This is a genomic window from Prevotella sp. P3-122 (genome assembly GCF_002251365.1).
Lineage (GTDB): Bacteria > Bacteroidota > Bacteroidia > Bacteroidales > Bacteroidaceae > Prevotella.
The window spans coordinates 18626-38558 of record NZ_NPJH01000080.1; the positions used below are offsets into that span (position 1 = coordinate 18626).

Sequence of the window (19933 nt, forward strand, 5' to 3'; positions counted from 1 at the left end):
GATGGGGGGGGTATTATTTCAAAAGATGCGTGAAGGTCTCTTACCTCGATGCCCAAAGCATGCTCTGGCCTGTAGCGTTGGCAACTTGGTATACACCGCTTTCGTCAAGTGCTACGTCCATAGTCTGCCCGTTGAGGTTAAGCTTGATAGTGCCGTCGTTGTTGAAGCGGAATATCTCGACAACCTTTCCGTCCTGCATCTGTGACCAGGAGTCGTTGGTCTTGTCGTAGATGAATGCATATACCTCGCCGGTAGGAGCTTTTACCTCATAGCCGTTCTTCAGAGTCTTTACGGCATAGTATCTGCCGTCCTGTCCCATAACGTTGACTGATTTGCCAACATTCTGGGCCATTGGGTTGCTACCGCTCCAGAACTCGATAGTGTTCAGCACCAGTGCGTCAGCTGTCAGGCAGAAGACATGGGCTGGAGAGAGCACGAGGAAAAGTATCTCGTTCAGGAACTTGGAGTTTGTGGCACGGTTGTTCCAACTGGCGAACTTATTGAACATTGCAAAGGAACCCACGCATGAGTTTGTGAGCATAGCTCCGCACAGGAGCACAGCTGCTACGGTAAGTTTACTTTTTCTCATAGTCAAATAATTTGTATTTAATAAATAATGGTTGGTAAAGATAGAAATAATAGTTGATATTTTGCTCTCGTATAGAATTATTTAACTAATGTTTAGAACGTTTTCAATAAGCCAGATAAGCATAGCCAAGCCCTGCTTGAGCTATGCCATAGCGAGAAAACGGTGGTAGTTATACCAACTATTGCCTATTACAATATCAGTACGGCCTCGTTTCCCTCGTTGAACAGCAGGTCGAGTATGGAGAGGTTGGGAAGGAAGCCGTGCTTGTGGCGGAAAACCTGATAATAGGGCTGAGGCATAAAGTCATCATCAGGCAATGGGTGCTTTGGCCGTATGGTATCACGGTAGTCTCTGGTGGCAGTCTCAGTAAGTTCTTCAACGTGGGCATAGCCTTCAGACAGCTGTATGTTGGGTGATATGTCGAGCAGCTCGCACATCTTGCACGTTATTTCCATGTTGAAGTCGAGCAGGTATTTCCATTTCTTCTCAAAGAACGGGCGCAGGTCATCCTCGTAGTATTCAAAGAACGGGCTCTCTCCGTAAGCTGATGCGAGAGCGTTCCAGTGCAGGTGCCGCCAGTTGCCGTGGTCGCTTATCATGGTATCCCTCATCAGCATCTTGCCGCTGGCGTTCCTTGCTGGTTCCACAGGCACCGACAGTACCTGTGTGCCCTGTGTGGCTGCTATGACGCATCTGTTGCGGTAAGTCTGCTTGATGAAGTTGTCGTATTGCTCTATCACGCACCTGCGGTATCTGAAAAGTTTCTGATACCACTGCACGGGGCCGAAATAGGTTGCAGAGAGTAGGGCTGTCTCCTGTGTGGGGAGCCATTTGTTGTCAGTCGTAGCCATCATGGTTGTATTTCGTCAAGCAGTCAGAACAGCTTCCATGCCTTGCCCAGCACCTCGTGTTTCTGAATGAGCGTCTCGCCATGCCCGGTGTCTATCAGGAAGGTATGGCAGTCGGTGCTCTTGCAGCGTTTGCAGCATTGCTCCGGTATTCGGTATCTTGTTCCTTTCACCGTTATGCTGTCGCCGGGCATCGCCTTTATGCGTCCTATGGTCTTCACCGTGTCTCCGTATACCACTATGTCTCCCCTGTCCGGGCTGGAGCAGAGCCAATGGAGCACTCCCACACGGTCGCCCTTCCCGACGTTGTCGTCCAGTCTCACGGGCACAGTGTAGATAGTGAAGACATAGGCGCGGATGACCATCATTACCGTAGCGGCCACCAGTAGCGCCAAAAGAGATTTAAGCGCCTGACGCATGTTCTACTGCCTGCGTGTCATTTTATATTGTCAACCAAATTAAACAGCCTTGACCAGCGTATGCCGCTGAAGCCATTGCGGTCGGGGTCGCTGGACCACCATATGAAGATAGGCTTGCCTACCACGTGGTCTTCGGGAACAAAGCCCCAGTAGCGTGAGTCGGCGGAGTTGTGGCGGTTGTCGCCCATCATCCAGTAGTAGTCCATCTTGAAAGTATAGCTGTCGGCAAGTTTGCCGTTGATGTATATCTGTCCGTTCTTTACCTCAAGGTCGTTGCCCTCATACACCTTTATAGGTCTCTCGTATATGGCGATGTTGCTCATCGAGAGATGTATGCTCTCGCCCTTCTTTGGTATCCATACCGGACCGTAGTTGTCGCGTGTCCATCCTGTTACGGCGTTCATGGGGTATAGAGAGCCTGAGTATATGTCACGGTCGGTAACGGGGCGTACGGCCGATACTATCTTTCTCTTCTTCAGTTCTGCCACGGCCTTCTTTGTCAGAGGCATGTAGCCGTCAAACTGCTGCAGCAGGGTATCATTGAGCAGATAGTGGCTGTCCACATCGAAGCCATGAAGCCTTGACAGCGACTGTACGTCCTCGTTGGTTATTCCAAGCTCCTTGCGCAGGTCATCATACTGTATTGACAGGAAATCGGCTACCGACATGCCGTTCATCTTCACGAAGTATGTGTACTGCACGTTGTCCGGCTCCTTGTTGGGCTTGCCGTCGAGGTATACAATCTTCTCCTTTATCTGCAAGGTCTGTCCAGGCAGTCCTACGCATCTTTTTACGTAGTTCTCCCTTCTGTCCACAGGACGTGAGTCAATGCTGCCGAACTGTACGGGGTTGTTGACGATGTAGTTGCGTCCCAGTGCGTAAGCGAATTTGTAGAAGTCGTATTGCTGGTCGGTATTGAGGTCTGCAATGGCCGGCGCATCGGGGTTCATCTGTCGGAATAGGTCCTCGCCGAAGTCGTAGCACATGGTGTAGTAGTCGTTGGCAAAACGTTCCTCGGTGAGGATTGAGTCACCGGCAGGGTAGTTGAATACCACGATGTCGTTGAGCTTCACGTTGCCAAGTCCTTTCACCCTTCTGTAGTCCCACTGTGGAAACTCTATGTAGCTCTTGCAGTTGAATATAGGCAGTGTGTGCTGCGTGAGCGGCATGGTAAGTGGGGTCTGAGGTATACGGGGGCCGTAGCTGATCTTCGATACAGCAAGATAGTCGCCTGTGAGGAGGCTCTTTTCAAGCGATGACGATGGAATGACGAAGTTCTGGAAGAAGAACAGGTGGATGAAGTACACTGCCACGAGTGCGAACACCAGGGCGTCTACCCACGACATTATGAATCTCACGGGGCCTTCGGCATCCTTCCACCACTGCCATCTTATCTTCTTGGTTATGTAAACATCATATATGAAAGGCACAACAAGCAGTCCCCACCAGCTCTCTACCCATAGCAGGAAGAGCAGGTAGAGGACGAGTACTCCGATGAATTTGGCCCACTGCACCTTCATGTTCAGTTTCTGTTTTCTCTTGTCTATCATAATATGTGTTGCTTTTTATTCTTAGAATTTGAACAGGTCGCTCGTCGTCAGCAATCCGTTGTGTGTGGCGGTATATTCTGCGGCAAGCACTGCGCCGAGTGCGAATCCCTTGCGCGAGTGGGCACTGTGGCAGATGGTGATGGTGTCGGCCTCTGAGTCGTATTCAATCTCGTGAATGCCAGGCACCTCGTCACGTCTTATAGCGTCTATGACAACGTTCTCTGCAGTAGCCTCTTGTCCGGCCTCGTCCTTCTCTGGAGTCTCCGGCCATGTCACGGCTCCCTTTACCCATGATGTCTTCCTGTCGATATTGTCCACGATACCCTCTGCAAGTGTTATGGCTGTACCGCTCGGAGCATCAAGCTTGTGTATATGGTGAGTCTCAGTCATTCTGACATCATACTGTGGAAAACCGTTCATTATCTTTGCGAGATATTTGTTTACGGCATCGAATATAGCCACGCCGATAGAGAAGTTGGAAGCCCAGAAGAGTGTCTGTCCACCCTCGGTACACATTCTCCTGACGTCGTCGCCATGTTCCTTCATCCATCCTGTGGAGCCGGAGACTACTTTCACGTTATGGCTGAATGCCTTTAGGTAGTTGCCATAGGCAGCCTGGGGTGCTGTGAACTCTATGGCCACGTCGGCCGATGCAAACTCTGGGGAATCGAAATCCTGCTGATTGTCAATGTCTATGATGCTGACAATCTCATGACCACGGTCCTTGGCTATCTGTTCTATCATCTTGCCCATCTTGCCGTAGCCTATCAGTGCTATCTTCATATTTGTATGTTTTTTACTTGTTCCAAGCTGCAAAGATAGTGCAATTTTTCGATTAACCGAAGAGAATACAAAGTTTTGTATTCTTGAGCAAGAGAAATTAACCAAAAAGAACTGTATGACAAAAGAAAATACCGCAAATGGTGGGATGTTTGTCTTTTTTTTATTAGCTTTGCATCAACAAAACGAAAGCCCCATAATCCAAATAATACTTCGGTGGGAATTTATAGAACCCGCCTTATATCCTACTGCTGATGGAGCAACTGCTACACTACTGCTGGAAACACAAGCAATTACCGCTCTACGGACTGGTCACTACCACAGGACAAGACGTTGAGATTATTGATGTCGGACTGCACAACCATGATGCAGGCCCTGACTTTTTCAATGCCAAGGTGAAGATAGGTGGAACCATGTGGGTGGGCAATGTTGAGATACACAGCAAGTCAGGTGACTGGTATCTTCATGGACATGACAAAGACCCTCGTTATGATAATGTCATACTGCACGTTGTGGAGAATGCAAATATGGATGTTAGGACGAGCAGCGGAAACTTGTTGCCGCAGGTTGTCATACACGTACCAGAACATATACGCGACAACTACCAGGAATTGTTGTCTACAGACAGCTATCCTCCTTGCTATAAGGCCATCCCCGATATTCCTCGTCTCTCCGTGCACTCATGGATGAGTGCACTCGTTACAGAGCGTCTGGAGCGTAAGACCGAGGACATCAGGCAGAGGGTCGGCAGATGTGGAGGCTCCTGGGAGGATGCTTTTTTCGTTACCTTGGCACGCAGCTATGGTTTCGGCATCAATAGCGATGCCTTCGAGACGTGGGCAGAGAACATTCCTCTTTCCTGCGTCGGGCATCATCGTGACGACATAATGCAGATAGAGGCTATCTTCCTGGGGCAGGCCGGACTGCTCGACCTTGCAGCCATGCCGGAGCGTTACCGTGAGGAGGCTTCAAGGGACAATTATTACAACCGGCTTCTATGCGAGTACAGGTATCTTGCCCACAAGTTCTCGCTAACGCCTATGAACCACACGCTGTGGAAGTTTCTGAGGCTTCATCCCCAGAACTTCCCTCAGATAAGAATCTCGCAGCTTGCCAGCCTTTATTTCTCACGCCGTGCCAGCCTTGGCAATATTCTTTGTTGCCAGACGGTCAAGGAGCTTGAGGCCGCTCTCTCTGCTACGGTGACTCCATACTGGCAGACACATTATAATTTCGGTCAGGCAAGCAGCAAATCTTCCAAGACCCTTTCCCGCCAGTCGCTCCACGTGGTCATCATCAATGCTGTAGTCCCCATGCTCTTCGCTTATGGCCGGTACAAAGGAAACGACGAGGTGTGTGCCCGCAGCTTCAGCCTGCTTGAGGAGTTGAAGGCCGAGCAGAACAACGTTGTGAAAATGTGGCACAACGCAGGGCTTGATGCCGCCAATGCGGCAGACTCCCAAGCCCTGATACAGCTCAAGAAAGTATATTGCGACCGCAAGGACTGCCTCCGTTGCCGCATAGGCTACGAATATCTCCGCAAGAAGACCAAGCCACATCCCCAATAACATCTATCCTCTATCCATCCATCTATCTATCTATCTCCTCTATCTTCTCTATCTCCTCTATCCCCCTATAAAAAACTCCGCTTATGCCAAAATACATCTTTGAGACCCGCATAGAGGTCCGCGATTACGAATGTGACATCGAAGGAATTGTCAATAATGCCAACTATCTCCACTACATGGAGCACACCCGTCATCTGTTCCTGCGTCATGCAGGACTGAGCTTTGCCGATATGCACGCCAAGGGTGTTGATGCCGTTGTTGCCCGTATGAACCTTCAATACAAGGTGCCGTTGCGGTGCGATGACATCATGATATCCAGGCTCTGGATGGAGAAGCAGGGACTGAGATACATATTCCATCAGGACATCTTCCGTGAGTCCGACGAGAAACTCTCATGCAGGGCTACCGTTGAGCTGGTATGTCTTGTCAATGGCAAGCTCGCCTCCAGTCCCGACTACGATAAAGCCTTTCAGCCCTTCATGCAATAACTACTATGCCATATATGACAAACTCACCATATGCAACTGCGAGGACAAACGATGTTGAGGCCCTCAGCGCTATGATGCTCTCGCATATAAGCTTCTACAACATTGCAGGCTTGAACAGCCTATACCATGCGGCAGGCTCGGCAACAGCTGTCATGGAACACCACAATGACATCAGGCAGCTTGTCCCTGAAGCCTCGCCACGGCTTGTGGAGACTTTCAGGAATATCGACGAGCACAGACGATGGGCTGAGGACCAGATGGCATGGGCCTTGAGCAAGGGCATCACGCCGCTGCCACTCTACTCCGCAGACTATCCGCAGAGGCTTAGGGAATGTCCCGACGCTCCCGTGGTGCTCTATTACATGGGCAATGGGCAGCTCAATGCACAGAGGGTGATATGTATTGTTGGAACTCGCCATTGTACCATCTATGGCAAGGACCTTGTGGCGGCGTTTGTCAGAGATTTGAGCAAACTATGTCCGGGCATCCTTATAGTAAGCGGGCTGGCATATGGCGTCGACATTTGTGCTCACCGCAACGCACTTGCCGAAGGACTGCCCACTGTAGGAGTCCTTGCTCATGGCTTGGACACCATCTACCCGTCCAGCCATAGGGAGACAGCTGTGGAGATGCTGCGGGAAGGAGGACTGCTCACAGAATATCCCTCAGGCACCAATGCGGACAAGATGAACTTCGTAAGGCGCAACCGTATAGTGGCAGGAATGAGCGACGCGTGCATACTGGTGGAGAGCGCGGAGAAGGGTGGGGGACTCATAACCACAGATATTGCCAACAGCTATGGCCGTGAGGTGTTTGCCTTTCCCGGATATGTTAACGCAGAGTACAGCAAGGGATGCAACAATCTCATTCGTGACAACAAGGCCGGGCTGATAACGTCGGCTGCCGATTTCGTAAAGGCCATGGGGTGGGAGAGTGATGCCGTGTTGCAGCAGGCTAAGAGCAAGGGTATAGAGAGGCAGCTATTCCCGGACCTAACGACAGAGGAGGCACGGGTGGTGGCAGTGCTCGAGAAGACCAACGACCTGCAGATGAATATGCTCTCAAACATGTCGGGCATTGGTATCGGTCAGCTCTCGTCGCTGCTCTTCACGCTGGAGATGAAAGGGGTCATCAAGACGCTGGCTGGTGGAGTGTGCCATCTGTGCCAGTAAAAAACTGTTGATAAAATGTCCTGTTCTCACCTTTTTGCTGTATCTTTGCATCCGGATATAAGGAGAAAGATCCCCTCAAAACTCATATGACAGAAGACTTTGACATACATGAGCAGCGGTTTGGTAAGGGCGAGAAGGAATTTGAGAACGCTCTTCGCCCATTGCGTTTTGCTGACTTCAACGGTCAGCAGAAGGTAGTGGAGAACCTTGAGATTTTTGTTGAGGCTGCCAAATACCGCAGGGAGCCTCTTGACCATACCTTGCTCTATGGTCCGCCGGGCTTGGGCAAGACAACGCTTAGTAATATCATCGCCAACGAGCTTGGAGTAGGATTTAAGATTACCAGCGGGCCTGTTCTTGACAAGCCTGGAGACTTGGCGGGAATTCTCACTTCTCTCGAACCCAATGACGTACTGTTTATAGACGAGATACACCGTCTCTCGCCCGTTGTCGAGGAGTATCTGTACTCGGCAATGGAAGACTACCGTATTGATATAATGATAGACAAGGGGCCTTCGGCACGCAGTATCCAGATAGACCTGAACCCCTTTACGCTTGTTGGCGCAACTACCCGTAGCGGTATGCTTACGGCACCACTAAGGGCGAGGTTCGGAATAAACATGCACCTCGAATACTATGACCCTGACACTCTCTGCAAGATTATCCGTCGCAGTGCCATGCTGCTAAAGGTGCCCATACACGACGAGGCGGCAATGGAGATTTCCCGTCGCTCACGCGGTACGCCACGTATCGCCAACTCCCTGCTCCGCAGAGTCCGTGACTTTGCGCAGGTGAAGGGCAACGGCACCATAACCTCTGACATTGCCAGTATGTCTCTCCGGGCATTGAATATCGACCGTTACGGACTTGACGAGATAGACAACAAGATACTTCTCACCATCATCGACAAGTTCCGTGGCGGACCTGTTGGTGTATCTACCATTGCCACAGCCATAGGCGAGGACCCCGGCACCATAGAAGAAGTCTATGAGCCATTCCTCATCATGGAAGGCTTCATCAAGCGCACGCCCCGTGGACGCATGGCAACGCCCTTGGCCTATCAGCACATGGGCCGCAACCAGTTCTCTGGCAGCGGTGTCGAGCCTTCGTTGTTTGATTAAGGGGGGAAATCTCTAAGTTGTAAGGTTCTTGCCTTTGCTCTATCTTCTCTATCCCATCTGTCTCCTCTATACCGTCTACCTCCTTATAGCCCAAACTCCATAGCAGCTTATCAGAACGAAGCATATCAGTGGGAGGCAGAAAGATACATTCACTGCTGGCATACCGAAGAGAGTTCCCTGATCGATGATTAGTCCCTGCAATGGGGGCATCAAAGCTCCGCCCACTATCGCCATGACGAGGAAGGCTGCACCGAGGGTTGTGTCCTGAGAATCAACCTTTTCCAGTGCAATACCGTAGATTGTCGGGAACATTATCGACATAAAGAGGCTTATCATCACGAGGCTGTACAGTCCGGCCATGCCCTGTATCACAACAGTACCTAAGGTGAGTATGCTTGCGCACACGCCGAAAATGGCAAGCATATTCCTTGAGTTCACATACTTCATGATTGCCGTTCCGGCGAACCGTCCGCATAGAGACAGGCTCATTGCGCAGATGTTATACATCTGGGCTGTTGCCTTGTCGATGCCGAGATTGTCGGCATACTGTATGATGAATGTCCACACCATAATCTGTGCTGCTACGTAGACCACCTGCGATATCACTCCATATCTATATAGCCTGTTATGCCAGAGGTTTGATAGCGTTATGCCAATCGGACGGGTGACGCCATTGTCGTTCTGTTGCTCGCCGTGCGTCTTGGGCATGCGTGTTAGCGCAATGACGACAAACATTACCGTTACCACTATGCCAATGGCCACGTATGGATCCCTGATAACAGCCAGGTCATGCAGTCTGATATTGGCTTTCTCCATCTCGCTCAGCGTTCCGAAGATTATCTGTCCGGCCTCGTCACGTTTGTCGGAGAGCAGGTTGGGCAGTACTATCATCGATGCTATGGCCATTCCCGATAATGAGCCTACGGGATTGAAAGCCTGTGCCAGGTTTAGCCGTCGCGTAGACGTGCTCTTGTCGCCCAACGACAGTATATATGGGTTGGCTGTTGTCTCAAGGAATGCCAGTCCGAAGGTCAATATGTACAGTGACACGCAGAAGAACGTGAAGCTCTGGCACTCTGCTGCGGGGATGAAAAGAAATGCTCCCGCCGCATATAGCCCCAGACCGAGCAGTATACCGCCCTTGTAGCTGTGCCGCCTTACGAACAGGGCGGCAGGTATGGCCATGGTGGCATATCCGCCATAGAAGGCAAACTGCACCATCGACGCCTTGGCTGCCGACAGCTCCATAAGTGTCTGGAATGCCGCCACCATGGGGTTTGTGATGTCATTGGCGAAGCCCCAAAGGGCAAACAATGATGTGGTCAGTATAAACGGAATGATGAACTTTCTATCTACAAGTTTCGTTTTCATTATTAAGAGTTTATTGTTATATCTTCTTTTCTTTCCCATACTCCGATGGCGACACACCGACAATGCTCTTGAAAGACTTTGTAAAATGCGAGTATTCAGAAAAGCCGCAGTCGAAGGCGACATTCTTTAGAGGTATGCTCTTGTTGTCCTCAATCATCTTCATGGCCTTCCTTATCCTTAAGTTCATGATGAAGGTGTTGGGAGTGATGTCTGCCACTGCCGTCAGCTTGCGGTGCAGTTGTCTGGCATTCATGTTGAGTTTCTCGGCCAGTGTAGACACTGATACCACCTCGTATCTCTCCAGCATGGCGTATATATAATCCGTAGCCTTGTTCAGGAAGGCATCTGCCATCTCCATGGTAGCCATTGCCTGACGGTCATCCGCTACAACCGTTATGTCCTTGATGTCCTTGCCTGCTGCCTTTGCCTGAGAGTACTTATGTCTGAGCACTTGTCTTTGCTCCAGCAGTTTTGCTACTCTCAGCCTCAGTTCGTCAGCATTGAAGGGCTTCGGCAGATATGCGTCAACGCCTGCCTCCAGTCCTTTCAGCTTGTCTGCCTCTGTAATCTTGGCCGTGAGCATTATCACGGGTATATGGTTCACCTCCTCGTTGGACCTAATCTTACTGCACATCTCCAGTCCGTCCATCTCTGGCATCATCAGGTCAGATACTATCATGTCGGGTATCATGCTGATAGCCTTCTTCAGACCGTCGTTGCCGTTGACGGCATATGCCACGTCGTAGTCGGCAGACAGCTGTGAGCCAATGTACTTGGCAACGTCTCTGTTGTCCTCTATTACCAGCACCACCTTACGCTGTTGGTTGCCCTGCATACCCTCCTGTAGGTCTTCCTGCATGTCTGCTTCAGTGCTGTTGCCATTGTCGAGTCCTGCCATGGCTTCAGTCTTGGCCTGTGCCATATCGTAGTTTGCGGGATTAAGCTTCCGCACGCCCTTCACAGCTTTTCTTACAGGTATGGTCAGTGTAAATGTTGAGCCCTCGCCTTCTGTACTCTCCACGGTAATCTTGCCCTCTAAGGAGTCGGCAATCTGTTTCACCAAGGCCAGTCCGACACCTGTGCCCTTGTTTCCTGTTGCTGACGAGTAGAAAGGCTTGAAGATATTATTCTTTTCCTCCTCGCTCATGCCTTTGCCGGTGTCGGTCACAGCCAAGGTCAGCAGCTTACCGTCCGATGCCGTCTTTATTGTGATTTGTCCACCTGTGGGAGTGAATTTGAGAGAGTTCGACAGCAGGTTGCTCACCACATTATTTATATAGTCGGGCACAAAGTCAATGTCTATATCCCCCTGCGCCTCTACGGCCAGTTCTATGCCCCTGCTTGCGGCATAGTCGTTGAAAGTCTCTGCAATCATCTTCACCTGAGCAACGATATTGCCATGCCGCCAGTCGGGCTCACCCACTCTTGATTTGATCTTTGCTATGTCTAACAGCTGCGTTACCAGTCTCAGCAGACTGTTGCCATGCCGGTAAATAGCCTCGCACTTGCTTCGCCATTCCTCATTGTCGCTCTTTTCCTTCATCTCGCCGCTCAGTCCGAGTATAACGGTCAGTGGAGTCCTGAACTCATGGGTAATATTCGTAAAGAAGTCTTCCCTCATCCCGCTTGCCTCCTGCAGGGCTTTCATGCTTGCGGCTTTTATGCGCTGCACGTAGGTCATCAGTCCCACTGTCAGAACAGACACCGTCAGCAGTATCACTCCTCCCCACAGCCAGAAGGTGCTGCGGCTTTTTTCCGCTTTCAGCTCCGACTTTGTCCTTGCCAGTATCATTTCCTGCCGCCTTCTCTCTATTGATATTCCTATGTTGTGAATGCGGTTGTTCTTGTCCTGGTCCATGATGCTGTCTTCCATGGCCTTGGCTTTCTCATACCATCTCAGAGCCTCGCGGTAGAGTCCCTTGCTGTTGTCCATCCTGTAGTGCAGAGTGTAAATCTCGCTCTCATGTTCTCTGGAGTTGAGGCCCTTCATCTCTTTGTCCACCTCCTTTAGCCATGCCTCCGCCTCAGCCATGTTGCCCGTGTCCAGTCCGAGCTGTACCAGTGCCATCATCGGCTCCAGTGTGTGCCATTTGTCCTTCGAGTCCTTGATAAGCTCATATGCTGTCATATATTCCTGCCGTGCCATGTCATATTCTTTTGCCTGTTCGTGCAGGTTGCCGAGATAGGTGTGGCAGAGCGATAGTCCCAGCGTGTTGCTGTCCTTCTCGTTCATCTTCAGTGACATCTCGTAGTATCGTCTGGCCTCCTTGTAGTTTCCCTGTGCGTTGTATATGGCACCAATGTTTGCGTAGTTGATAGCCTGTCCCGTTGCGCTGCCCAGTTCTCTTTCTCCTGCTAATGCCTGTCGGAATGCGCTGTCGGCACGCACATAGTCTTTTATGGTAAGATATATATTGCCCAGTCCGTTCAGTGACACAACCCTGTTTTTCCTCATGGTTCTGCATGTGTCGGCAGACTCCTCGCACATCCTCCATGCCTCGTAGTGGTATTCCTGTGCTATGTCCAGCATTCCCATCCGTCGGTAGTCGGTACCGATGTTGTTCAGAGCCTGTACCCACTCGCACGTGTCGCCGGTGCTCTTGGCCAGCGTCAGTCCGTCGTTGTGCAACATTAGAGCCTCGTCATACCGTCCTTCGTCTCTCAAGTCCTTTCCTCTGTTGCGGAGCGACACCAAACTGTCGGTGAATTCGTGCGTTTTCGCGGCATTAGAGTTTTTTTCCTCACCACAGGACATATTTGTCATTGTAAGGCATATCAACCCTGCTTGTAGTATCTTTGTAGCCGCCATCCTTGTCATCTTTATATTGATTAGTATGTATAAGTATCGTAAATCCAACTCTGTTCTATATAGCCGGAGGTATTGCCCACCTATGATTCTTGCCGTGAGGCCGTTGTCGTCCAGTACACACCCCTAAGCTGGAGATGATCCTGTGGCTGCTGAGGCAAAATCTCCATTTTATCGTGTTGTTGTTTTGTGCAAAGATAAGAAAAAAGTAAAAAAGTGAAAAGAAATATGGTGAAAATTACCATGAATGTAAAAAAATACATATTAAATTGTTCCATATTGTCCGAAATAGACGTGTTGTTGTCCGAAACTGCCATGTCGGTTGGCATTTATTGTTTTATCTTTGCACTGGAAATGCATATTTTAGTTATTACCCAATTATTCACTGATGTCAAGGGTGGCACCAGACTATCTCACGAATGGAAACTAAATAGCCAAGGTTACTATTGCCAACGGCGTGGTCATCTGAAAGATGGAGGCAAGAAACCGCTAATACTCATTTTTTTAAGGCCGTTGCCCTCTCTGTAGAGCAGGGCAACGGCCATTCTCTTTATTATGGGTCATCCGACATTTCGAGTGATTACCATTTATAGAAGTGTGCTCTGTATTTGTTGCCTTCATTGTCGATAAGGTTACAAATCTTGTCTGTGGCGTATTCATATTTGCGGTTCATGCTATATCTCGAGTGACAATATATTGTTGCGTGGTCTATGCATATATATATCATTGCCGATAAGGTTAATAACCTTACGCCTGCAAGGTTAATAACCTTAAGGCCGTAAGGTTATTAACCTTATCAGGGATGCAAACGTATTCATCTCCTATGGCAAACGGTTTCACCCACTTCATTTAATATTATAATATACTTCAGGAATAATATATTATTATGCGTACCTCCATATTTCTGATGAACCTAAACAACTTCTGATGCAAGAAGAATAGCTTGGAAGGCTGTACCTACATCACTATTGATGGTGATGTTTGGTACAGCCTCCTAAGCTAATTCTCCCACATGTCGGTGGAAAGATAGGCACTCACGGCTTCGTCGACGCTGTTGGCCACAAGGATATAGTCTCGCCACAGTCCCCGTATGACACCTTTTGATTGCAGGTCGTCGAGCATGGTTATGAGGGAGTCCCAGAAGCCTTTGGCGTTCAGGAGTATGATTTTCTTGTTGTGGTAGCCTATGGTGTGTGCGGCTGCCACGGTGAATATCTCGTCAAGAGTGCCAATGCCTCCTGGCAGTGCTATGATGACGTCGCTATGTGCGAGCAGCAGGTCCTTGCGGTCGCTGAGGCTGTCGCAGGGAATATAGATGTCAATATCCTGGAAGGCGCGCCCTCCCTTCTCGATGATTTGCGGTACTATGCCGATGCACCTGCCCTTTGCCGCCTTGATGCTCTTGCCGAGCTGCTGCATAAGTCCGAGATTGCATCCTCCCCATACCAGTGTGTGTCCGTTGTTGCCCATCCATGTTGCCAGCTCATCGGCCAGACGGAAGAAATCCGGGTCGATGTTGTTGTTGGCAGAGCAGAATACTCCTATTTTCATGATTGTGTATTTATATGGTTTATACAAGATTTTTCCTCATTTGGCGGATTTTGCTTTGGCCCCTCCTTAACTCCTAATACTTAAAACCTTAAACCTTCATCTTTCACCCTTGCAAAGGTATTGTTTTTTTTCTGAAAACATTGTTCTTTGCATTAAAAGTGTTAACTTTGCACCAAATTAAGCTTAATATCAATTTTGAAGACATTTGAAGAACTGGGCGTTTGCGAGGAGATTCGCCGCGCCATTGAGGAACTGGGATTTGAACAGCCCATGCCTGTTCAGGAGGAGGTTATACCCTATCTGCTTGGTCACGGCAACGACGTGATAGCTCTCGCGCAGACAGGAACGGGCAAGACTGCCGCCTACGGCATTCCTACGTTGCAGAAGGTAGACCCGAAGAACAAGATGCCGCAGGCACTGGTGCTCAGCCCTACTCGTGAGCTGTGCCTGCAGATTACAGATGATCTCAACGACTTTGCCAAATACATAGACGGCCTGCATGTCGCTGCCGTGTATGGTGGTGCGTCGATAGAGACGCAGATACGCACGCTCAGGCATGGCGTGCAGATTATCGTTGCTACGCCAGGCCGTCTCATCGACCTCATGCACCGTGGGGTGGTGAAGTGCGACAATATAGAGAATGTGGTGCTCGATGAGGCCGACGAGATGCTCAATATGGGTTTCGCCGACTCCATCAACGAGATATTCGAGAATGTTCCTGCCGACCGTAACACCCTGCTGTTCTCGGCTACTATGAGCAAGGAGGTGGAGAGGGTTGCCAAGAGCTATCTCAACGACTACAAGGAAATTGTCGTAGGAAGCAGAAACGAGGGTGCGGAACATGTAAACCATATATATTATATGGTACACGCGCGAGACAAGTATCTTGCCCTGAAACGTATCGTGGACTTCTATCCGAAGATATTTGCCATCATCTTCTGCCGTACAAAGGTGGAGACACAGGAAATTGCCGACAAGCTGATAAAGGACGGTTACAACGCTGAGGCACTCCATGGTGACCTGAGCCAGCAGCAGCGAGACCTTACGATGCAGAAGTTCCGGCAGCATACCGTGCAGTTGCTTGTAGCTACCGATGTGGCAGCAAGAGGACTTGATGTCGACGACCTCACCCATGTCATCAACTACGGACTGCCCGACGACATAGAGAACTATACCCACCGCTCCGGACGTACAGGCCGTGCAGGCAAGAAAGGTACGTCGATATCCATCATCCACTCGAAAGAGAAGACTAAGGTCAGGAACATTGAGCGGGAGATAGGCAAGGAGTTTGTTGATGGCACCCTGCCAACGCCTGAGGAGATATGCAAGAAGCAGCTCTACAAGCAGATGGACACCATCATGAAGACCGATGTCGACGAGGAGCAGATTGCCCCGTATATGACTGACATCATGCGCCAGTTCGAGTATGTCGACAAGGAGGATATTATAAAGAAGATGGTGACGATGACCTTTGGCCGCTTCCTCGACTACTACAAGGATGCGCCCGTTATTGAGAAGCCATCGGCAAAGAGTGGAAGAAGCGGGAATGCTCCAAGGGCAAAGGTGTCGGGCGGAAGGCGCAAGCACGAGTCGGAGCCTGGTTACAAGAGACTGTTCATAAACCTCGGCAAGGCAGATGGCTTCTATCCCGGTGAGATAATGCAGTTCCTCAACCGCAATATGAAGCAGCGGCAGGATGTCGGCCACATCGACCTGCTGTCGAAGTTCTGCTACATAGAGGTGCCCGAGGCCGATGCCAGGAGAGTGATGAAGGCTCTCAATGGATTGGAGTACAAGGGACGTGCCGTAAGGTGCAACGATGCAGATGAACCAGGGCATGGAAGAGGAAAGAGTGAAGAGAGAAGAGGCAGGAATGAAGAGCGAAAAGGCAAGAGCAAGGCTGAGCGTCGTCGCGAAAGTGCAAATGGCGATTGGCGTGAGCTTATGAAAGGCCGTCCGTTCAAACAGAGAGACGATGAGCCCGACTTCTCTGAGGAAGGATGGGCAAGGAGAAAGCCGAGGAAGAAATAATTAGTCTACCCCCTCTATCTCCTCTATTATATCTATCTCCTCTATTATATCTATCTCCTCTACCCCCTAAAAAAACTACACAAGAATAACTATATGGCTAAACCTAAACTAACTGACAAGAAACCTTTTATGACGACAACCGCCCTGCTGTCATGGATGCTGCCTCTGGCGGCACTCCTGGCAGTGGGGATTTCCCTTGTTGTCTTCGAGTCAGACTATCTTTTCAAGGTACAGGAGCTGAATTTGTTCCTGTATACCCCCTTGTTTTTCAAGCAGCAGCTTGTTGTGTCAGGAGGTTTCCTGACATGGCTGGGGTGTTATTTCACGCAGTTTTTCTATCATCCAGCTCTTGGCGTGACATTGCTGTGCCTGTGGTGGGCATTGCTGATGTGGCTCTTCAAGAGGACATTCCGCATCGCCAACCGCTATAGTGCACTGTTGCTGTTGCCGTTGGCACTGATGGTGATTACCGATGTAGACTTGGGCTACTGGATATACTACCTAAAGTTCCGTGGGCATTTCTTTGCCACTACGGTAGGCTTCAGCCTGTCGCTCGCCGTGGTGTGGGCATACCGTTGCCTGCCCGTAAGATGGCACCTGCGCACAGTCTTTATCCCTGTTGCCGTGGCGTTGCTCTATCCTGTGGCGGGTGTCTATGCCCTCATAGCCGCCATAGTCATGGCTGTCATGTCCTGGGTTGTCAATGATTCCGTGGCATCAAAGGTCACCGACTGCATAGTGGCTTTGCTGTCTGTCGCTGCCGTGCCATTGCTCTTCTACCGTATGGTCTTTTGTCAGACGAGCATTGAAAATATATGGTTCACGGGTATGCCGCTGTTCCTGATGCCTGACAGATACCCCGCATACTATACACCCTGGATAGTGATGACAGCACTAATGGCGGTATTGGCCCTGACAGTCAGGGTGAGCGTGCCTGCCAAGCCTCGCCGTCCGCTTCTGTTCTGGTCGTCACAGCTCGTGCTTGTTGGCTGCGTGGCTTTTGCAACATGGCATTTCTGGTTTAAGGACCGCAATTTCCACCACGAGATACGCATGTACCACTGCATAGACAACCAGGACTGGGAAGGCGTGCTCAGTGAGTACCGCTCCATGGATGCCGACGAGGAGCCGACACGAATGATGTGGATGATGAAGAACCTTGCGCTCACAAGGCTCGGACGTGCCGGCGACGAGATGTTTAGATACAAGAATGGTGATGCGCCTTGCAATGCTCCGTTCCTGGTAAGGCTTACGCAGACGGGCGGCAAGCAGCTGTATTTCAACTACGGCAAGGTTAACTTCTGCTACCGCTGGTGCCTTGAGGACGGTGTGGAGTACGGATGGAGGGTAGACTTCATAAAATACCTGCTGAAATGCTCGCTCGTCAATGGTGAGCTGGTGGCAGCAAAGAAATATATGGACATACTGAAGCAGACAAAATATTATGCCGGCTATGCTGAACGTTATGAGGCGTATATCCGAAATCCGAAGCTGATAGCCAAGGACAGCGAGTTTGCTACCATTGCCCATTACATGGATGCCAAGGACGTGCTGACCTCCGACAACACCCTTGTGGAGATATTCCTTCTCAACATGTTCTCCAACGAGGACAGCAGCGACCCGCTATATCAGGAGCAGACACTGCTGGCAGCCCTGCAGCAGAAGGACATACAGCTCTTCTGGCCCCGCTTCTTCCATTACGCACAGATACACCAGGGCGAGAGGATGCCCACACACTATCAGGAGGCGGCATACCTCTATGGGCATCTTGAGAACCAGGTGGACATCTCCAACATGCCTTTCGACGAGGAGGTGAAGAGCAACTACGAGGGCTTCATGGCATTGGCACAGCAGAATGCAGGGCTTACGGAGGAACAGCTCAAGCCTATCCTGTACCCCATGTATGGCGGCACCTTCTACTACGAGTATTTCCTGATACGCAACCAGAAAAGCTATTAAAGCATAGTATAAATCTATAATGTCTATAACGTCTATAATATCTATAATATCTATCTCCTCTATCTCCTCTACCCCCTCTTCCCACCCCCATAGCAAGAGGTTCTAAGAACACCCAAAAAAAACATCAACTATATACAATGAAGAATATCTTTTCCATAGCATTAACCCTTCTCCTGCTGGCCTCATGCCATCAGGCTGAGGTGCCCACGCAATATGCCGACAGCAAGGCTTTGCCAAAAATCTACCCCGACTATATCGATGTTACCGTGCCTGTGAACATCGCCCCACTGTCCTTGCAGCTCATGCAGGATGCCGAAGAGGTGGTGACACGCTATTCTGCCGAAGGCGAGGAGATTGTATGCGGTGGCCGGAAGGCCATGCCTGACATAGACGACTGGAAGGCTCTTGCGGCCAAGGCGGCGGGCAAGGACATCACCGTAGAGGTGTTTGCAAAGAATGGCGGTGCATGGACAAGGTACAAACCCTTCGCTATACACATTTCGCCCGATTCCATCGACAGCTATATCAGCTATAGGCTCATAGCACCCTCGTATGTCACATACGAGGACCTGACCATCAACCAGCGAAATCTGGAGAACTACGAAGAGAGTGTCATCTACGGCAACATGATGCTCAGCACAGAGGTGGACGGACAGTGCATAAACTGCCACAACTACCAGGCGGGAAACCCGCAGCGCATGCAGTTCCACGCACGACACAACCATGGAGGTACCGTGGTGGCATACGACGGCAAGATAAAGAAGGTGAACATGAAGAATGACTCCATACTCTCTGCCGGAGTATACCCGTCGTGGCATCCTTGGCTCAAGCTCATCGCATACAGCACCAACAAGACCATGCAGAGCTTCCACACCCGCGACATCAACAAGATTGAGGTCCTGGACTCGCAGAGTGACCTTATTATATATGATATCGACAACAATACGGTGACTAACATCGAGAACGACTCTACGGAGTTTGAGTGCTACCCCAGCTGGTCGCCCGATGGCAAGTGGCTATACTATGTCAGTGCACACTTCGAGTTCCGTGGCCTCATGAGTCGTGATGCGGAAAGTATTATGCGTGCCAAGGAGATTAAGTACTCAATCTATCGCAAGCCGTTCAATACCGAAACCCTGCAGTTTGGCCCTCGTGAGCTGGTGTTCGATGCTGCCGCCTTGGGGAAGAGTGCCACGCTGCCCCGTCTGTCGCCCGATGGACAATACCTGCTCTTTACCATGGGTGGATGGGGATGCTTCCATATCTGGCACCGTGACGCAGACCTGTATATGTTGCGCCTCGCAGACGCTAAGGTATGGCCACTGACGAAAGCCAACTCCCCAATGGCTGAGAGCTTCCATAACTGGTCGAGCAATGGCAAGTGGATTATATTCTCCTCAAGACGCACGGATGGCGTATACACCCGTCTGTTCTTCTCTCATGTCGATGGCAAGGGCAATGCAACTAAGGCGTTTGAGCTGCCCCAGGCAGACCCTGACTACCATCGCCAGTTTATGAAGAGCTATAATGTCCCCGAGTTTATGCGTGGCCCGGTAACAGTCAAACCACAGGACTTCGCGGATGTGCTCAAGAATGATAACGTGGAGCCGGTGAAGTATAAGTAACTATGGTGTCCAGTTTGTTGTACCCAAAACAGGAACCTGTGTAGTTACCAGATTT

At 50.2% G+C, this 19933-nt stretch carries 15 protein-coding genes; 7 read left to right on the forward strand and 8 right to left on the reverse strand.

Annotated features, from left to right (window positions below; translation table 11 throughout):
- Positions 1-40: 40 nt before the first annotated feature.
- From CIL02_RS13000 to dapB, 5 genes are all read right to left on the reverse strand, one after another.
- On the reverse strand, positions 41-589 hold the full coding sequence (locus CIL02_RS13000) for a DUF3332 domain-containing protein (protein ID WP_094402352.1): 549 nt from the start codon (positions 587-589) through the stop codon (positions 41-43).
- A gap of 188 nt (positions 590-777) precedes the next feature.
- Positions 778-1443, reverse strand: coding sequence for a WbqC family protein (locus tag CIL02_RS13005; protein WP_240513698.1), 666 nt, complete (start codon positions 1441-1443; stop codon positions 778-780).
- Positions 1444-1463: 20 nt separating this feature from the next.
- On the reverse strand, positions 1464-1856 hold the full coding sequence (locus tag CIL02_RS13010; RefSeq protein WP_141210237.1) for a S26 family signal peptidase: 393 nt from the start codon (positions 1854-1856) through the stop codon (positions 1464-1466).
- 17 nt (positions 1857-1873) lie between these two features.
- On the reverse strand, positions 1874-3406 hold the full coding sequence (gene lepB, locus CIL02_RS13015) for a signal peptidase I (protein WP_094402355.1): 1533 nt from the start codon (positions 3404-3406) through the stop codon (positions 1874-1876).
- A gap of 21 nt (positions 3407-3427) precedes the next feature.
- Entirely contained in the window at positions 3428-4189 is a 762-nt protein-coding gene (gene dapB / locus CIL02_RS13020) for a 4-hydroxy-tetrahydrodipicolinate reductase (protein ID WP_094402357.1), read from the reverse strand.
- A gap of 251 nt (positions 4190-4440) precedes the next feature.
- On the opposite strand from dapB, the gene CIL02_RS13025 reads away from it, so the two are divergent.
- The 4 genes from CIL02_RS13025 to ruvB all read left to right on the forward strand — a co-directional run bounded on the left by CIL02_RS13025 (position 4441) and on the right by ruvB (position 8535).
- Positions 4441-5754 (forward strand): DUF2851 family protein, encoded by a 1314-nt coding sequence (locus tag CIL02_RS13025; RefSeq protein WP_094402359.1) that lies wholly within the window; start codon positions 4441-4443, stop codon positions 5752-5754.
- Positions 5755-5837: 83 nt separating this feature from the next.
- Positions 5838-6242: a thioesterase family protein gene (locus tag CIL02_RS13030; RefSeq protein ID WP_094402360.1), complete on the forward strand. Its 405-nt coding sequence runs from the start codon at positions 5838-5840 to the stop codon at positions 6240-6242.
- A 14-nt stretch (positions 6243-6256) separates the two neighbouring features.
- Positions 6257-7414, forward strand: a complete 1158-nt coding sequence (dprA, locus tag CIL02_RS13035; RefSeq protein WP_094402413.1) for a DNA-processing protein DprA — start codon at positions 6257-6259, stop codon at positions 7412-7414.
- A gap of 86 nt (positions 7415-7500) precedes the next feature.
- On the forward strand, positions 7501-8535 hold the full coding sequence (ruvB, locus tag CIL02_RS13040) for a Holliday junction branch migration DNA helicase RuvB (protein WP_094402362.1): 1035 nt from the start codon (positions 7501-7503) through the stop codon (positions 8533-8535).
- A gap of 75 nt (positions 8536-8610) precedes the next feature.
- Here ruvB and fucP read toward each other — a convergent pair whose 3' ends face one another.
- From fucP to CIL02_RS13060, 3 genes are all read right to left on the reverse strand, one after another.
- The gene (gene fucP / locus CIL02_RS13045; RefSeq protein WP_094402364.1) at positions 8611-9906 is read right to left on the reverse strand and encodes an L-fucose:H+ symporter permease; all 1296 of its coding nucleotides are present in this window, start codon (positions 9904-9906) and stop codon (positions 8611-8613) included.
- Between the two features lie 16 nt (positions 9907-9922).
- Positions 9923-12661 carry an ATP-binding protein gene (locus CIL02_RS13050; protein ID WP_206073508.1) on the reverse strand — a complete coding sequence of 913 codons (2739 nt, stop codon included), beginning with the start codon at positions 12659-12661 and terminating at the stop codon, positions 9923-9925.
- Between the two features lie 1050 nt (positions 12662-13711).
- Positions 13712-14263 carry a TIGR00730 family Rossman fold protein gene (locus CIL02_RS13060; RefSeq protein WP_094402370.1) on the reverse strand — a complete coding sequence of 184 codons (552 nt, stop codon included), beginning with the start codon at positions 14261-14263 and terminating at the stop codon, positions 13712-13714.
- A gap of 195 nt (positions 14264-14458) precedes the next feature.
- Between CIL02_RS13060 and CIL02_RS13065 the strand changes: the two genes are divergently transcribed.
- From CIL02_RS13065 to CIL02_RS13075, 3 genes are all read left to right on the forward strand, one after another.
- Positions 14459-16294, forward strand: a complete 1836-nt coding sequence (locus CIL02_RS13065) for a DEAD/DEAH box helicase (RefSeq protein ID WP_094402372.1) — start codon at positions 14459-14461, stop codon at positions 16292-16294.
- Between the two features lie 93 nt (positions 16295-16387).
- A complete protein-coding gene (locus CIL02_RS13070) occupies positions 16388-18253 on the forward strand; it encodes a DUF6057 family protein (RefSeq protein ID WP_141210238.1) in 1866 nt (621 codons plus the stop codon).
- A 137-nt stretch (positions 18254-18390) separates the two neighbouring features.
- A complete protein-coding gene (locus CIL02_RS13075; RefSeq protein ID WP_094402376.1) occupies positions 18391-19878 on the forward strand; it encodes a PD40 domain-containing protein in 1488 nt (495 codons plus the stop codon).
- Positions 19879-19933: the final 55 nt, after the last annotated feature.

Bases quoted from the DNA above. Each gene is read 5' to 3' on its own strand.
- CIL02_RS13005 (WP_240513698.1), bottom strand. From the start codon at position 1,443: ATGATGGCTACGACTGACAACAAATGGCTCCCCACACAGGAGACAGCC.
- dprA (WP_094402413.1), top strand. From the start codon at position 6,257: ATGACAAACTCACCATATGCAACTGCGAGGACAAACGATGTTGAGGCC.
- ruvB (WP_094402362.1), top strand. From the start codon at position 7,501: ATGACAGAAGACTTTGACATACATGAGCAGCGGTTTGGTAAGGGCGAG.
- dapB (WP_094402357.1), bottom strand. From the start codon at position 4,189: ATGAAGATAGCACTGATAGGCTACGGCAAGATGGGCAAGATGATAGAA.
- fucP (WP_094402364.1), bottom strand. From the start codon at position 9,906: ATGAAAACGAAACTTGTAGATAGAAAGTTCATCATTCCGTTTATACTG.
- CIL02_RS13075 (WP_094402376.1), top strand. From the start codon at position 18,391: ATGAAGAATATCTTTTCCATAGCATTAACCCTTCTCCTGCTGGCCTCA.
- CIL02_RS13060 (WP_094402370.1), bottom strand. From the start codon at position 14,263: ATGAAAATAGGAGTATTCTGCTCTGCCAACAACAACATCGACCCGGAT.
- CIL02_RS13050 (WP_206073508.1), bottom strand. From the start codon at position 12,661: ATGTCCTGTGGTGAGGAAAAAAACTCTAATGCCGCGAAAACGCACGAA.
- CIL02_RS13000 (WP_094402352.1), bottom strand. From the start codon at position 589: ATGAGAAAAAGTAAACTTACCGTAGCAGCTGTGCTCCTGTGCGGAGCT.
- lepB (WP_094402355.1), bottom strand. From the start codon at position 3,406: ATGATAGACAAGAGAAAACAGAAACTGAACATGAAGGTGCAGTGGGCC.
- CIL02_RS13010 (WP_141210237.1), bottom strand. From the start codon at position 1,856: ATGCGTCAGGCGCTTAAATCTCTTTTGGCGCTACTGGTGGCCGCTACG.
- CIL02_RS13025 (WP_094402359.1), top strand. From the start codon at position 4,441: ATGGAGCAACTGCTACACTACTGCTGGAAACACAAGCAATTACCGCTC.
- CIL02_RS13030 (WP_094402360.1), top strand. From the start codon at position 5,838: ATGCCAAAATACATCTTTGAGACCCGCATAGAGGTCCGCGATTACGAA.
- CIL02_RS13070 (WP_141210238.1), top strand. From the start codon at position 16,388: ATGGCTAAACCTAAACTAACTGACAAGAAACCTTTTATGACGACAACC.